Annotated in this window: 15 protein-coding genes; 7 read left to right on the top strand and 8 right to left on the bottom strand. The window is 67.2% G+C overall.

Annotation, left to right across the window (positions count from 1 at the left end):
* The first annotated feature begins 166 nt into the window (after positions 1-166).
* Positions 167-661, top strand: a complete 495-nt coding sequence (ssb, locus tag ACFQQC_RS08195; RefSeq protein ID WP_376861476.1) for a single-stranded DNA-binding protein — start codon at positions 167-169, stop codon at positions 659-661.
* Between the two features lie 90 nt (positions 662-751).
* Positions 752-1657 (top strand): DMT family transporter, encoded by a 906-nt coding sequence (locus ACFQQC_RS08190; RefSeq protein ID WP_376861474.1) that lies wholly within the window; start codon positions 752-754, stop codon positions 1655-1657.
* Between the two features lie 58 nt (positions 1658-1715).
* Here ACFQQC_RS08190 and ACFQQC_RS08185 read toward each other — a convergent pair whose 3' ends face one another.
* Positions 1716-2282, bottom strand: coding sequence for a DUF3035 domain-containing protein (locus ACFQQC_RS08185; RefSeq protein WP_376861473.1), 567 nt, complete (start codon positions 2280-2282; stop codon positions 1716-1718).
* Positions 2283-2343: 61 nt separating this feature from the next.
* Entirely contained in the window at positions 2344-2886 is a 543-nt protein-coding gene (gene lspA / locus ACFQQC_RS08180) for a signal peptidase II (protein WP_376861471.1), read from the bottom strand.
* Positions 2887-3065: 179 nt separating this feature from the next.
* Between lspA and ACFQQC_RS08175 the strand changes: the two genes are divergently transcribed.
* Positions 3066-4325, top strand: a complete 1260-nt coding sequence (locus ACFQQC_RS08175; RefSeq protein WP_376861469.1) for a cation:proton antiporter — start codon at positions 3066-3068, stop codon at positions 4323-4325.
* 73 nt (positions 4326-4398) lie between these two features.
* Here the strand turns inward: ACFQQC_RS08175 and ACFQQC_RS08170 are convergent, their stop codons facing one another.
* Positions 4399-5190, bottom strand: coding sequence for a PhoH family protein (locus tag ACFQQC_RS08170; RefSeq protein ID WP_376862097.1), 792 nt, complete (start codon positions 5188-5190; stop codon positions 4399-4401).
* A 286-nt stretch (positions 5191-5476) separates the two neighbouring features.
* Between ACFQQC_RS08170 and ACFQQC_RS08165 the strand changes: the two genes are divergently transcribed.
* Positions 5477-6004 carry a gamma carbonic anhydrase family protein gene (locus ACFQQC_RS08165; RefSeq protein ID WP_376861467.1) on the top strand — a complete coding sequence of 176 codons (528 nt, stop codon included), beginning with the start codon at positions 5477-5479 and terminating at the stop codon, positions 6002-6004.
* Between the two features lie 3 nt (positions 6005-6007).
* Here the strand turns inward: ACFQQC_RS08165 and ACFQQC_RS08160 are convergent, their stop codons facing one another.
* Positions 6008-6550: a PAS domain-containing protein gene (locus tag ACFQQC_RS08160; protein WP_376861466.1), complete on the bottom strand. Its 543-nt coding sequence runs from the start codon at positions 6548-6550 to the stop codon at positions 6008-6010.
* Positions 6551-6703: 153 nt separating this feature from the next.
* Here ACFQQC_RS08160 and ACFQQC_RS08155 point away from each other — a divergent pair, with 153 nt between their 5' ends.
* Entirely contained in the window at positions 6704-7561 is an 858-nt protein-coding gene (locus ACFQQC_RS08155) for a hypothetical protein (RefSeq protein ID WP_376861464.1), read from the top strand.
* Between the two features lie 129 nt (positions 7562-7690).
* Here ACFQQC_RS08155 and ACFQQC_RS08150 read toward each other — a convergent pair whose 3' ends face one another.
* The 4 genes from ACFQQC_RS08150 to hfaA all read right to left on the bottom strand — a co-directional run bounded on the left by ACFQQC_RS08150 (position 7691) and on the right by hfaA (position 13303).
* Positions 7691-10540: a M16 family metallopeptidase gene (locus ACFQQC_RS08150; RefSeq protein ID WP_376861462.1), complete on the bottom strand. Its 2850-nt coding sequence runs from the start codon at positions 10538-10540 to the stop codon at positions 7691-7693.
* 147 nt (positions 10541-10687) lie between these two features.
* Positions 10688-11938, bottom strand: coding sequence for a holdfast anchor protein HfaD (gene hfaD, locus ACFQQC_RS08145; protein WP_376861460.1), 1251 nt, complete (start codon positions 11936-11938; stop codon positions 10688-10690).
* A complete protein-coding gene (gene hfaB / locus ACFQQC_RS08140; protein WP_376861459.1) occupies positions 11865-12881 on the bottom strand; it encodes a holdfast anchoring protein HfaB in 1017 nt (338 codons plus the stop codon). Before hfaB ends, hfaD begins: the two co-directional genes overlap by 74 nt.
* A complete protein-coding gene (gene hfaA, locus ACFQQC_RS08135; RefSeq protein ID WP_376861457.1) occupies positions 12878-13303 on the bottom strand; it encodes a holdfast anchoring protein HfaA in 426 nt (141 codons plus the stop codon). The genes hfaB and hfaA overlap by 4 nt, the downstream gene beginning before the upstream one ends.
* Before the next feature lie 117 nt (positions 13304-13420).
* On the opposite strand from hfaA, the gene ACFQQC_RS08130 reads away from it, so the two are divergent.
* A complete protein-coding gene (locus tag ACFQQC_RS08130; protein ID WP_376861455.1) occupies positions 13421-14119 on the top strand; it encodes a rhomboid family intramembrane serine protease in 699 nt (232 codons plus the stop codon).
* A 48-nt stretch (positions 14120-14167) separates the two neighbouring features.
* A complete protein-coding gene (locus ACFQQC_RS08125; RefSeq protein ID WP_376861453.1) occupies positions 14168-14596 on the top strand; it encodes a CBS domain-containing protein in 429 nt (142 codons plus the stop codon).
* The last annotated feature ends 373 nt before the right edge of the window (positions 14597-14969 follow it).

The following is a 14969-nucleotide window of genomic DNA, read 5'->3' as shown; positions in this document are numbered from 1 at the left end:
AGGTGTGAACAAAGGTGGAACAGTTGGGCGTCCGCCTGAGGGCTGTGCGAGTTCTGTGGATTGCGACGACAAATCGGCCCCGGCGGCGCGAAAGCGCGCTAGGCCACGTGGGAAGGGCCCGAACAGCGAGAATCGCGGTGGGCCAGCTAGCTAAAGGAGCTCGATGATGGCGGGCAGCGTCAACAAGGTCATTCTGGTCGGCAATCTGGGCAAGGATCCGGAAATCCGGTCCCTCAACTCGGGCGAGCGCGTCGCCAACCTGTCGATCGCGACCTCGGAGACGTGGCGCGACAAGTCGACCGGCGAGCGCAAGGAAAAGACCGAGTGGCACCGGGTGGTGATCTTCAACGAGAACATCGTGAAGGTCGCCGAGAACTATCTGAAGAAGGGCTCGACCGTTTACATCGAGGGCGCGCTCCAGACCCGGAAGTACGAGCAGGGCGGCGTCGAGAAATACACCACCGAGATCGTGCTGCAGAAGTTCCGTGGCGAACTGACCATGCTGGGCGGTCGCAATGACAGCGGCGGCGGCTCGGGCGGTGGTTACGGCGGCGGCGGTCGTGGCGACGACGACTATTCGTCGGGCTTCTCGACCGGCGGCGCCAACAAGCCGTCGGGTCCGAAGGAAAGCTACGACCTGAACGACGATATTCCGTTCTGATCGACGGATCGGCCTGACGGCCACATTCCGAAATGCGAAGTGTCGGGCGCGTCTCTCGCGTCCGGCGCTTTCGCGGGCTAACCCGGTGCGGTGATTACCCCGGACAAGCCCCACAGCCCGCTCAGCCCGCTCGAGATCGCCGCCATCGTGGCGATCATCGTCATCTGGGGCGTGAACAACGCCGCGGCGAAGGTGGCGACCGAGGTCCTGCCGCCGCTGATGACCGGCGCCCTGCGCTTCGCCATCGCCGCGCTTTGTCTGGTTCCTTTCGTCCGCCCGCCCTTTCCCAACTGGAAAAGCCTGCTGCTGATCGTCGTGATCGGCGGCCCGCTTCACTACGGTCTGGTCTATCTGGCCTTCTGGCTGGCGCATGACGTCAGCCCGGTGTCGGTGGCGACCCAGCTATGGGTGCCGTTCACAGCCCTGTTCGCCTTCCTGGTGCTGGGCGAGAAGCTGTCCCGCGCCGCCCTCATCGGCATGGGCGTGGCCTTCCTCGGCGTGGCGTGGATGACGCTGGACGCCCATGCGATCGAGGACTGGAAGGCCGTGGCCGTCGGCGTCGTGGCGGCGAGCGCCTGGGCGATGACGACCGTGATCGCGCGGCGCACCACCTCGATCCCGCCGCTGAAGATGCAGGGTCTGCTGGCGCTGGTCGCCCTGCCGACGCTGGCCTTCGCCTCGGCCTTCTTCGAACGGGGCCAGATGGAGGCGCTGCAGAAGGCCGACGCCCTGATCTGGGCCTGTCTGATCTGGGCGGGCGTGGTGTCGTCGGTGCTGGCGACCACGCTGGTGTTCTGGCTGGTGCAGAAACGTCCCGCCGGGCGGGTGACGCCCTATCTGCTGGCGACGCCCGTGGTGTCGATCCTGATCGGCTGGTCCCTGATGGGCGATGTTCTGACGCCGCAGATCCTGACCGGGGCAGGGATGACCCTGCTGGGCGTGGCGGTCGTCGCGATCGCGGAGCGAGGCCTGCGGGCCGGCGCGGCCAAGGCCTGAAAGCAAAAGGCCCGGACGCGAACGTCCGGGCCTGATGATATTCGACTGTGGTCCGGACCTAGAGGCCGGGAAGCTTGAAGCCCGAGTCGCGGCGCGGGGTGATGCTGATGCCGGCGCGGCCGCCGGTCAGTTCCTGAAGGCGAGCGTACTCGCTGGCCGCATCGATGGTGACCGAACCCTCGGAAGTCTGGGCGACCGTCGCGGTCTGGGTCGACGGCTCGCCGCGACGCCAGAACATGATGCGGTTGGCCCAGCTCTCTTCCTTGTGGGTCAGGTCGCCGAACTCGTCGTCAACGACGTAGCGGGCGAGAGGATCGGCGCGGTCGCCACCGGCCTGTGCGACCAGTTGCTGCTCACCCGCCGAGCGCGTGACCGACTGGCGCTGGCCCAGCAGGATCTGACGGGCGGCCGATTCCGGCGCCAGCTCTTGCGGGCGGGGCTGGCCGGGGGCCGGCGGTGTCAGGCCGTATTCCGGCGGCACGGTCAGCGGGGCGGTCGAAACGGTCAGGAACTCGTCCGGCGTCACCTTCGCCAGGCCGATGCTCCGCTGGAGACCGCCACAGGCGCTCAGCGTGAGAGCCGACACGGCGGCGAGGGTCAGAACGGCGGTAGTGCGAAGGCGCATGGTCAATCCCGGTGCAACGCGCCGATGGGGCGCATGCGTAAACCCTAGTGGAAGCGGTTGATTACGACTTTTCGGCGGCGACGCCAACCTTCGCGGCCCGGTCGCTCAACAGGCTGTCGATGATCAGCAGGACAACGCCGATGGTGATGGCGCTGTCGGCGATGTTGAACACCCAGGGGAACAGGTTCGTCCCCGAGAAATCCAGGAAATCGACCACGAAGCCGAAGCGGACCCGGTCGATCAGATTGCCGATGGCCCCGCCCATCACCAGGCCGATGGCGGTGATCAGCAGGCGACGGTCGGCCTTCAGCGCCCACCAGCCCAGGGCGATGGAGATCACCACGGCGAAGATGCTCAGGAACCAGCGGGCCGAGCCGTCTCCGAACAGGCCGAAGCTGACGCCGTAGTTGGCCACGAAGGTGATGCGGAAGATGTCGCCCAGCACCTCGACCGAACGGTAGCCCCACAGTTCCGGGTCCAGCATGGCCCCGTTCAGATCCAGCATGTGCAGGCCGGACAGAACCCAGGCCTTGGTGAGCTGGTCGAGGACGATGACGACGAGGGCGAAGCCGTAGGCGGCAAAGGCGATGCGTGGGATGTTCATTCGGGCCGCTGAGAAATTGAGCGATCCCGGTTAGCAGTCCCGGTCACGTGCGCGAAGTCTCTTTTTGTCGTGGCACAGGGTCGCGGATCAGCCCTTTTGGCTTGTTTTGAAGGGCTTCAGGCCCCAAATGTCACGCTTCAACCCGCAAGGATTCCCCTCACGCACCTCAAGGAGCGCCGATGACGCATGCCGACGTGGCCCAGCAAGCCACCAACGTCGCCAGCCACGCTGACAGCCTGATTCTCACCTTGGTGGGGGGCTTCGTGCTGGCGTTCGTGTTCGGCATGATCGCCAACCGGATGAAGCTGTCGCCGCTGGTCGGCTACCTGTTTGCCGGGATCATCGTCGGCCCGCACACGGCCGGGTTCGTGGCGGACCAGGAGCTGGCGCCCCAGTTGGCCGAGATCGGCGTGATCCTGCTGATGTTCGGGGTGGGGCTCCACTTCTCGCTCGCCGACCTGATGAAGGTCCGCAAGATCGCGATTCCCGGCGCTCTGGTGCAGATCGCCGCCGCCACCGTCCTCGGCTGGGGTCTGGGACGACTTCTCGGCATGGGCGACGTCGAGGCCGTGCTGATGGGCTTCGCCCTGTCCGTGGCATCGACCGTCGTGCTGCTGAGGGCTCTGGAAGAGCGCAAGCAGGTCAAGGGCGACGTCGGCAGGCTCGCCATGGGCTGGCTGATCGTCGAGGATCTGGTCATCGTCATCGCCCTGGTCGTGCTGCCGCTGGTCGTCGTCCAGCCGGGTACGGAAGTGAACGGCGGCGCCCTGGCCGCCTCGATGGGCTGGACCCTGTTCAAGGTCGCGGCCTTCACCGCCGTCATGCTGGTGGTCGGCGCCAAGGTGCTGCCGTGGGTACTGGTTCGCATCGCCCACACCAAGTCGCGTGAGCTGTTTACCCTCGGCGTTCTGGCCATCGCCCTGGGCATCGCCTGGGTGGCCTATGCCCTGTTCCACTCCTTCGCCATGGGCGCCTTCCTGGCAGGGCTGGTGCTGAACAGTTCGCCGCTGGGCCATAACGCCGCCGAGCGCTCCCTGCCTCTGCGCGACGCCTTCGCCGTTCTGTTCTTCGTGTCGGTCGGCATGCTGTTCGACTGGCACATCCTGATCGAGCGTCCGCTGGACGTTCTGGGCGTGCTGGCCATCATCATCGTCGGCAAGTCGATCGCGGCGCTGATCATCACCACGGCCTTCAAGCTGGACAAGGCGACCAGCCTGACCGTCGCCGCGGCCCTGGCGCAGATCGGCGAGTTCTCCTTCATCCTGACGAAGATGAGCGTGGATCTGGGCGGCATGAGCCCGGACACCCAGAATCTGGTTCTGGCGGCGGCCCTGCTGTCGATCTCGCTGAACCCGTTCGTCTTCGCCCTGATCGATCGTTTCGGCGGCAAGCCCAAACCGCCGGTCAAGGAGACGCCGCCGGTCACCTCGTTGATCTAGGCGAGGGACAAAGAAGAAGGGGCGCCGGTCGATCCGGCGCCCCTTTTCCGTTTCAGGCGGGCGGCGTCGAGGTTCAGAGCACGCCGATCATCGAGGCGACCAGCGGGTGACGAACGATGTCGCGCTCGGCCAGCTTGACCACGCCGATGTCCGGTACGGCGGTGAGTTTCTCGGCGATGTCGGCGAGGCCGGAAATGCCCGGAAGCAGGTCGGACTGCTGCGGGTCGCCGGTGACGACCATGGTCGAGTGCCAGCCCAGCCGGGTCAGCAGCATCTTGAGCTGCACATAGGTGCAGTTCTGGGCCTCATCGACGACGATGAAAGCGTTGTTCAGCGTCCGGCCGCGCATGTAGCCGATGGGGGCGATCTCGATCAGGCCCTCGGCCATCAGCGCCTTGACCCGCTTCATCGACAGCCGATCCGACAGGGCGTCGTAGAGGGGGCGCAGATAGGGGGCCAGCTTGTCCTCCATGTCGCCCGGCAGGAAGCCGATCGACTCGCCCGCCTCGACCGCCGGGCGGCTCAGGACGATGCGCCCGACCTTGCCGGCCTCCAGCGCCTCGACCGCCTTGGCCACCGCCAGATAGGTCTTGCCGGTGCCTGCCGGGCCCAGGGCCAGGACCAGGTTGTGATGATCGATCATCGTCATCAGTTCGACCTGGCCGTCCGACTTGGGCTTCAGCGTCTTCAGATAGGCCTGGTCCCGCTCGTCATTCGAGGGATGGGGCGACCAGCCGGCGTGGGTCGGCAACCGCCGTACCTTCGAATCCTGGATGAACTGGCTCGTATCGAGCACCCCGAACTCACGGGACGCTTCACGGGTTTGACGCTTCAGGGCCGAACGCTTGGTCATGGACGCCTCCAGGGCATGAAAAAAGGCGATGCCGCAAAAGCATCGCCTCGAACGATCGTGGGGAGGAGAGAAGAGGATGCGCAGCACCCGCCCGGGTCGGAGGAGTATCCAACTTCCAGCGGACGAAGCCGCCGAACCGAACGCGTCACGGCGTTCCTCCTGCTTGACCGGACCGGGGTTGATCCGGTTACGGATCCGGGGCCGAAATGTCGGTCTCGAATCGCATCAACAGATTGATGCTAGCGTGGTTTACGAAGGCTTAAAGCGCTGATTAAGCCAAAGATAAGGTGATGTTTCGATGACGATCTATGCGTTGGCGGACAAGAAACCGCAGCTTCCGCCGGAGGGCGAATACTGGGTTGCGCCAAATGCTGTGGTGGCAGGAGACGTGATTCTTGAGCCCGGCGCCAGTGTCTGGTTCGGTGCGGTCGTGCGCGGAGACAATGATCCGATCACCATCGGCCGCGACACCAACATCCAGGACGGCAGCGTCCTGCATTCGGACCCGGGCGAACCGCTGACCATCGGCGCGGGAGTGACCGTGGGCCATATGGTCATGCTCCACAGCTGCGAGATCGGCGACAACACCCTGATCGGCATCGGCGCGGTCGTGCTGGGGCGGGCGAAGATCGGGAAGAACTGCCTGATCGGGGCCAACGCCCTGATCACCGAGGGCAAGGTGATCCCGGACAACTCGCTGGTCATGGGGCAGCCGGGCAAGGTGGTGCGCGAACTGGAGCCGGGCCAGATCGAGGCCCTGCGCATCTCCGCCCAGCATTATGTCCAGAACTGGAAGCGTTACGTCACCGACCTGAAGCCGCTCTGAGGCTCAGGCGATCCGGCGGCCCCCGACCACGGCCAGGCTGAGGGCTGGTCGGCCGGGCGATCCGGCGGCCACCGACAGACGGGCCGTCAGCAACGGAGCATCCCCGCTCACCGGTGTGAAGGCGGAGGCAGGCGCGAACAGGCCGAGCACGCGGTCGGGGCGATCCGAAGCGCCGCGCAGGGGTGCAATCACCATCTCGACCGCCAGCGCGGGCTCGCCGGAGGTGAAGGCGGTGACGACCACGGGGCGCGCCTCCAGGATCGACTGACCCACGGCGCGCTCGATCATCTCTGATGAGCCCGGCGTCCACAGGGCGGTCAGGCGTTCGCCGGCCAGCGGGCGACGCCAGAAGGCCTCCAGTCCCGTCCCGGCCAGCGTCAGGATGCTGTCACCACCCCGCCGTTCGGCCACGAATGTCCGGGCCAGCCGGCGCCTCAGCACTTCCGGATGCAGGGCCGAACGCGCCGGAATCCCGCCGCGCACGGGCGTGGCGCGGGCCAGTCCGGTCCAGTGGTTGATCAGAAACTGCGTATCGGGATGAAACACTGTGCTCGCCTCGGGACGGAATGCCGCAAGGCCCGGGCCGCGAAGGCAACGGAAATGCAAGGGTTTGGGGGCTTTGATGCAGGCTGGAACGGTCCGCGTGCGTCGCGGGCCGCGCAAACCTTTTCTGGAGGTCGGCCCATGCGGGTGCGGATCATGACATGGCTGCCGGCGGCGGCGGGCTTCCTGGCCCTGTCGGCGGTGGCCGATTCAGCGGCGGCCCAGTGCACCAGCGGCTGCGAGCCGCCCCCGCCGCCCTGCTGCGAGCCTCCGCCGCCGCCCCCGCCGCCGCCGCCGCCGGTGTGCTGCGCACCGCCTCCGCCTCCGTCCTGCTGTGGCGGCGGCAATCTGAATCTCAATCTGAACGTCAACGCCGGCGCCAATGCGAACGCCGGCGCCCGCGGCAGTGCGGGCCTGAACGCCCGCGCGGGCGGCTCGGTCTGGGTCAGCGGCGGCGGCTCGGCCTATGTCACGGTCGACCAGCCCTATCCGACGACCATCAGCGGCCTGAACGTCGAGGGCGCGCGCGTCCGCGAAACCATCCGCGTTCCCTATGAGGAGCGTCGCCGCTGGGAGAAGCGTGTGGTGATCCAGGCGGTCTGCATCGACGACCGCGCAATCCCGCATCCGGCCTCGCAGGTGCGGCCGGACCGTGAGGTCGACAGCGCCTATGAGGGCGAACTCTACCGGTGCCTGGCGGGTACGTCGCTTCAGTACACCTGGGCCGAGTATGACGGCGCGGTCCGGTTCGATCACGGCCAGACCATCACCTGCCGCAAGGGCGAGTCGCTCTGGTACGGCGGTTCCAACGTCGAATGCCGGGCCCAGAAGGCCGAGCGCGAGTGCAATGAGCGGTCGCTGCTGCGCCGCTACGGCGCGGGCGTGAAGATCCTGACCTGGGTGCGTGAGGAGACCTACACCGCCTATCGCGAAGAGGTCGTGGAACAGTCCGGCATGGCCCTGACGGGCGGGACGATCGCCCTGGACGGCGGCGTCGGCGGTCGGGTGTTCTGATCTGTTGAACGGCGCGTTCAGCCTGCCGTCAGGCGGGAGAGACTAGAAAGATCATGTCGTCGGCTCTCCGTCGACGATCCTGAGAAGCGAAACTGGCCCCGGTCCTGAGACCGGGGCCTTTTTTATCGCTTACTGCTGGGCCTGGGCCGAGACCACGATGGCCTTCCACGCCGTGTCGTCACGCAGGTACTGGCGGGCCAGAGCCTGGATGTCGGCCGGGGTGACGGCTTCGAGGTCGGAGATGTGGGTCAGGGTCTGTTCCACGTCCGAGGGCTTCTCGGCCACGTCAGCCAGCTGGCCCATCCAGTACTCGTTGCCGGCCTGGGCGCGACGCAGGGACTCGATCACCGGAAGGCGAGCCCGGTTCAGTTCGTCCTCGCTGGGCGGAGCCTCCTTCAGCGAGGCGACGATGGACGCCACCGCCGCATAGAAGGGATCGACCTTGTCGGCGGCAATTTCGGCCCGGATCGAGACCGAGCCGTAGCCGCGATAGGTGTCCGAGGCGCTGCCGCCGGTGCCCGGCGAATAGGCGAGGGCCTGCTGTTCGCGGATGACCTCGAGGACGCGCAGCTTGAGCACCTCGGTCATCATCGAGATCCGGCGAGCTTCGGTGCGGTCGTCCACGGCGTCCGTGGTCGGCCAGGCGATGTAGGCCAGGGTCTGTTCGGCCGGACCGTTGTGGGTCAGGCGAACGGGCTCGGCCGTACCGGCGGGGAAGCGCAGCTCGGTCGCGCCCGGAGCGGGCTGGGCGTTCGGGCCGCGGCGGGGCAGGGCGCCGAAGGTCGGGGCCACGGCCGCGATGGCGTCATCCACCGTCACGTCGCCGACCACGACCACGTCGATCGGACCGGTGCTCAGACCCTCGATGATGCCGGCGCGGGCGTCGGCAATCGTCCAGGACGCCACTTCTTCGGCGGTGGGGAGCGACTGACGCTTGTCCCCGCTGGCCAGCAGGCCCGAGGCCTGCACACCGAAGGCGCCGCCCGGGGTGGCCATCTGCTGGGCGATGATCTGCGGGAACAGGCCCTTGATCTGCTCGAACGGCGCAGCACGCAGACCCGGGTCGGTCAGGTAGGCGGTCAGAACCTGCATTTCGAGGCCCAGGTCCGCCGGACGGGTCGCGCCCGAGAACGAATAGGCGTCGTCGCCGACCGAGAAGCCTGCCGAATAGACGTGGCCGTTCAGGACGCGGTTCATCTCGTCGAAGGTCAGACGTCCGAGGCCGCCCGACGCCACGAAGAAGGGCGCCAGCGACTGCGGGGTCGCGCGATCGGTCGGCAGGCCCTGCTCGCCGATGCCGGTGCTCACGCTGACCAGAATCTGCTCGTCACGGAAGTCGGTCGGCTTGACCGTCAGGCGCACGCCGTTGGCGAAGGTCACCACGGTCGCGCCGACCTCGGCGATCTCGCGACGCTCGGCGACCGTGCCTGCGGCGCCGAACTGGGTGTAGGGCCACTCCAGCTCGGCCTGGGCCGCTGGCGCGGCGACGGCCGTCTGACGCGAGGCTTCCAGCGCAGCGGTCACCGCCGCTTCACCGCCCTCGATCTCGACCGGGGTGACGACCAGCGCCAGCGGACCGCCGCCGGTGAAGACCGTTTGCAGCGACTGGTTCACCTGGGCGGCGGTCAGGCCTTCCACCGAGGCGTTGAACAGCTCCAGATTGGTCTGGGGCGAGGAGAAGACGGTGCGACCGTTGACCGAGCCGACGATGCCGCTGGCCAGGGCAGGCGTGCGACGGGTGGCGGCGCCGGCGACGGCGTTTTCGAGCGACGTGCGGTATTCGGTGATCTCGCGCTGCAGCTCGCTGTCCGACACCCCGTACTGGACCAGACGGCGCTGCGCCTGCTCGATCGTCTCCAGCGCGGGCTTCCAGCCGCCCGGATTGAAGCTGGCCGAGATGGTGGCGATGTCCAGGCTGTTGGCCAGGGTGGACTGGCCGGCGCTGGCCGAGACGAACGGCGGATTGTCGCCGCGTGCGATCTCGCCGAGGCGACGGTTCAGAACGGCCAGGCCCAGGTTGGTGATCAGGTTCGAGCGGCGTTCGCCGGCGGTGTCCGGATCGAGGTCCGGCGCCTTGGTCCAGTTCAGCTGGATGCTCGACTGGATGCCCGGTTCGACCAGAATGCTGGTGCCCGGTTCGCGCGGGGCGACCGTGCCCAGATCCGGTTCCGCGCCGTCAGCGGCCTTCGGCTCCCAGCTTTCGAAGGCGCCGCGGATCTTGGCTTCCATCACGTCGACATCGAAGTCGCCGACGGCGACGAAGGTCGCGCGCGAGGGGCGGTAGTAGGCGTTGTAGAATTCGACGAAACGCTCGCGCGGCGCGTTGCGGATGATCTCCAGATCGCCGATCGGCAGACGCTGCGAAATGCGCTGGCCGGGGGCCAGCAGGGCCAGCTGGGCCTTGACCGAGCGCAGGCCGGGCGTGTTGCGCAGACGCTCTTCGCCGACGATGACCCCGCGTTCGGCTTCGACGGCCTCAGGCGCCATCAGCGCCTCCGAGACCTGTTCACGCATGATGCGCAGCGAGGTGTCGACCGTCTCGTCGTTCGTGCGCGGCAGTTCCAGCATGTACACGGTCTCGTCGAAGCCCGTGTAGGCGTTGGTGTCGGCGCCGAAGGCCAGGCCCAGGCGCTCGAGGATGCGCAGCAGGTCGTTCTCGGGGATGTTGGTCGTCCCGTTGAAGGCCATGTGCTCCATGAAGTGGGCCAGACCCAGCTGGTCCTCGTTCTCCATCAGCGAACCCGCGTCGATGCGCAGGCGGAAGGAGGCCTGCCCCGGAGGGGTGGCGTTGCGCAGCACGGCGTACTGCATGCCGTTCGGCAGGGTGCCGAAACGCACATTGCTGTCGGCCGGGATGTCGCTGGCGGCGTGCGCGAACGGATCGGTCGGAACGGCCTGTTGAGCCAGCGCGGGCGCGGCGGCGGTCAGGGCGACGGCGGAAGCGGCCACAAGAAGAAGCAGGCGGCGGGCGGAATGCATGGGTCGGTCAGTCTCCAAAGGCGCATTTCAAAGCCCGTGCGGGCGCGCCGGCAAATCTGGAGGGACCGCGATCCTGATATAACGCCGACGCCCCGTCTCAACCCATCGGGGACGGAGCGATGTCGCTCAAGTTACCGAAGTTTAATGTCAGGGCCGGGAGACGTAGAAGGTGGCCGAGTTTCCCGTCGCCGTGGCGCTGGAGATGACCGAACGGTTCGAGCCTGCGACAACAGTGCTCGCCCGCGCCGACACATCGCCCGAGTTGGTCTGGACGTTGTTGGCCTCCAGATACCCCTGGCACTCCGAGCAGGCGTAGCCGGTGACGGCGTTGCCGGTCGCCTCGGCGCCCACATAGACATCATAGCCGTTCGTTCCGGCGAAGGTGGCCGTGACCTCGACCCCGCCGGTGTTGATCTGGCTGTTGTCGATCTCGACGAAGATGTCGTTGTTCCCGACCGACAGCTGGTTGCCGGAGCCGCTGGCGTAGGCCTGGGCGCGTCCATAGTCATAGGCGGTGGTCGTGGCCGCCGAGCGGATGAAGGACGCGTTGTCCTGCGCCGAACCGACCTCGACCGATCCGCCGGCGTTGTAGCTGTTGGCGTAGTTGCCCACGGCGCGGGCGCGGGCGGCCAGATCCCAGCCGTTGCCGGTGTTGGCGCTGGCCTCGGCCTCGATGAAGTCGCCGGTCGAGGTCTGGTCGAAGGCCAGGTTCTGGCCCGAGGTCTGACCGCTATTCACCCCGATGGCGTTGCCCATGGCCTGGGCCTGAACCTCGGCGGCGGCGGGAACGTACTGGCTTTCCAGCCGGCTGTAGGCGCGCACGGTGGCGTCGGACGATTGTTCGACCGTGCCACGCACAAAGCTGCCTTCGCCATAGAGGGCGACGGTGTTGGAAGTCGCCGTGGCCGATACGACGCCGCCGGCCAGCAGGCGGGCGTTCTCGTCGCCGACTTCCGTCAGGGCGCCGACCAGTTCGCCGGTGTTGCGCTGGACCGCCTCGATGGTGACGTCGGCGTCATAGCCGCTGGCGGCCAGATAGTTGCCGCCGGCGTTTGAGTTGATCGCGACGGGGCCGGAGGTGTCGCCGCCCAGGGTGACCGAGGTGGTGGCGATGGAATCGCCGCGCATGTCCTGGGTCGAGCGGATCGTGACCGTGCCGTTCTCCACCGCGCCGGACGCCGAGTTGCCGTTGGCGGTCGTGGCGACCGTGACCTGCTCCTGCGAGTCGACGACGTTCAGCGTCTGGTCGGCGAAGACGTCGCCCAGCTGCAGCTGGTTGTTCAGGACAAGGCTGTTGTCCTGCGGGGGCGTCTGTGCGGCGGCCTCAGTAGCGGCTGCGACGCACATCACCGTCGCGGCGATCGTGCCAGCGAGACGGATCTGCACGGGTCTGGCCATTGTTGGTGTCCGTGTTGGGGTAAGCCGGATAGTAGCCGCCGGTGATGCTGACGGTGCCCGCCAGCGGGTCCTGACCGGCCTGCAGGCAGATGTCGGGGCCGGGCGCGCCGTACAGATTGGCCATGAACTCGACCGTGGCCCGTTCGATCAGGGCGCGGACCGCCAGCTGAACCGGCTCCAGCGCGCCTTCGCCCGCCGAGATGTCGAAGACATTGCCGTTCAGGAAGTCGAACACGCCCGCGGAGATTTCGCGGCCGATGATCTGCTTCTGGTAGGAGACGACATCCACCACCTCCAGCGTCGTGGTCTGGACCAGACGCAGGTCGATGGCGATGTTCATCACGAACGCCTTGCCCGCGAAGGCCGTCGACAGGGGGGTGTTGGTGTCGGCCTGGCCTGCGGCCATGTCGAACCCGCCCGAGCGGATGTTGTAGTTCACCTCGGTGATGCCGCCGACAATATAGAAGTCGGAGCCCGGCACCGACCCGGCGATGATCCGGCGATACTGGATGTCTTCGGCGCCGCCGGCGCCTTCGTCGCCGATCAGGCGGTTGTTGGCGTAGCGCAGCTCCATCTCCGAGACGGAGGTGTCATAGCGCTCGACGATCCGGGCGCCCGACTTGGCCAGGGCCGTCATGGCCATCAGCGAGGCGCCGCCGGTGACCTGACGTCCGCCGTCCGCCGAGACTGTGCCGGTGTAGTCGGCGATGCGGCCCACCGCGATGCGCGGCGAGGGCAGGGTGTAGCGACGGGCGTAGTCCGCCATGCAGACCAGGGCCGTCGAATAGGGCGTCGGATTGGCCGTCACCGGCGCATTGCCGATCGGCGTCGCGTAGGTCCCGCGCGGACCGGCGCTGGACGAGATACAGCCGCTCAGCAGGGCGGCGGTCGCACAGGCGACGCCGACAGTCCGGATCAGGCGGTTGGTGCGGCCATCGCTCATGGAAGCCTCAGGGTGCCGTTGAGGTCGGTGCCGGCGGAGACATTGCCGTTGTTGACCTGGCTGGAGTTGACGATGACCGTGTTGTGGTTGCCCTGGACGACGACGTTCAGGCTGTTGCCGATGGCGGTGGAGCCGCCGATGGTCTGGCCGTTGCGCGAGCCCGAACCGACATAGCCCACACCGCCCGAAGTGCTGGAGTAGGCGCTGGCGCCGCTCTGGATGATGCCGTTGACGATCAGGCGGTTGCCGTTGGCGTCACGGGTCGAGCCGGTCTGGGGCTGGGCCGTGGTGTAGCGCGATCCGCCGTAGCCGGACTGATAGCCGCTCATGTTGGACGAGCCTGCGGACTGGGCCGAGGCCGCGGCCGGGATCACCAGGGCGGCAAGGGCGACGGAGGCGGCGACCTTGAGTTTGACGGGCATGGCGGCGGTTTCCCACGAGACACGGTTTACGGACTGCTAGGCATTCCGGGCGCCAATCTGGGGCATTCACGTTAACGATGACTTGCGATCCCCGACCTCGGGCCCGACCTCGGGGGTGTGTGGGGACTTTCAGGAGAGCCGCAACTGGCCGAACCGTCTTCCGAACGGATATTCAACGCCCCGGCGGTCGCCCTGCTGGTCGTCGCCTCCATGCCGCTCCTTTATATAGGGCAAGATCTGCTGCCCTATGGTGAAGCCCGCTTCGCCTTCCGACCGGCGTCGCTGGTGGAGGGCGGCTGGTGGCCGGGGCTGCTGACCGCGATGTTCCTGCACGCGGGCTGGACTCATGTGGCCATGAATGCGGCCGGAGCGCTGGCCTTCGGTCCGCCGGTCGCCCGGTTGATGCCCGGTCCGGTCGGCGGCATCGGGTTCCTTCTCTTCTATATGGCGTGCGGCGTGGCGGGAGCGCTGGGCTACGGCCTGCTGCACCTCGATAGTCAGGGGCTGGCGGTTGGCGCGTCCGGCGCGGTGTTTGGCCTGACGGGGGCGGCGATCCGGCTGCTGGGCGTTCGCGGTGGTCGTCCAAGGGCGTTGACGGACCATCGGGTGCTGCGGATCAGCCTCATATTGATGGGCGTGAATGCGGCGACGGGACTGATCGGCTTCGCGCCGGGCATGGAGGGCGTCAGCATCGCCTGGGAGGCCCATGCCTTCGGCTATCTGTTCGGTCTGGTGATGATCGGGCCGTGGAGCCGGATGTTCCGCGGCCGGACAGGATTTGATTCACCGCCGGATCCGGGTGATCCTGTCCCCTGATGCGGCCCCGCCGCGGCCGCCGCTCTCAAGGGAAGGGGAGACGCCGCCATGCTGGTTGCCGAGATTCTCAAGGACAAGGGAAACGTCGTTCACACGATTCCGCCGGGCCTCAGCCTGGCGGAGGCCTGTGTGGAGCTGGAGCGCCTGCGGGTCGGCGCGCTGATGGTCTGTCAGGGCGACCGTGTGGTGGGCGTGCTGTCCGAACGCGACGTGGTGCGGGCGGTCGCGCGTCATGATCAGGGCGGGCTGGCGCGTCCCGTGTCGGACTTCATGACGGCGGAGGTGGTGTTCGCCGGGGCGGCCGAGTCGGTGGCGGTGCTGATGGAGCGGATGACCGACCGCCGGATTCGCCATCTGCCGGTCCTGATCGAGGGGCGACTGGCCGGAGTCATCTCCATCGGGGACGTGGTCAAATGCCAGATCGCCGAGGCCACGCACGAAGCGGAATCCCTCAGAACCTATATAGCCGCTGGCTAGGCGCGGATGGACCGTCGTCCGGTGACCCGGAGTCGGTGAGAAAGTTCGCAAATCTGTCGGAATCCGGTTGCGGACAAAATGGCTGCTGCGTATACCGCCGCCTCGCTCGGAAACGGGCCGGCCGCCGGGGCCACGGAGACTTCGGTCTTCGGGTTCCACGGAGAAAAAAGAACCGAAAGGCTCTTGCTTCTCCAGGGTGGTTTGGTTAGGTTCCGCGCTCCAATCGAATCGTCGGAAACGAACACAGGGGTCAGCCTCTTGGCTTTCCTCCCGGCGGTTTTTTGCGGTCTGGAAGGTCTCGATCTTCTCTCCGCAAAATGGCTGAAAAGCCCGCTTGACAAGAGGATCGGCCTTCCTTAGATAGCCGCCTCCG

The sequence above is a fragment of the Brevundimonas sp. GCM10030266 genome (assembly GCF_042666595.1).
Taxonomy (GTDB): Bacteria; Pseudomonadota; Alphaproteobacteria; order Caulobacterales; family Caulobacteraceae; genus Brevundimonas.
This window is presented reverse-complemented; position numbering and strand designations above follow the sequence as displayed.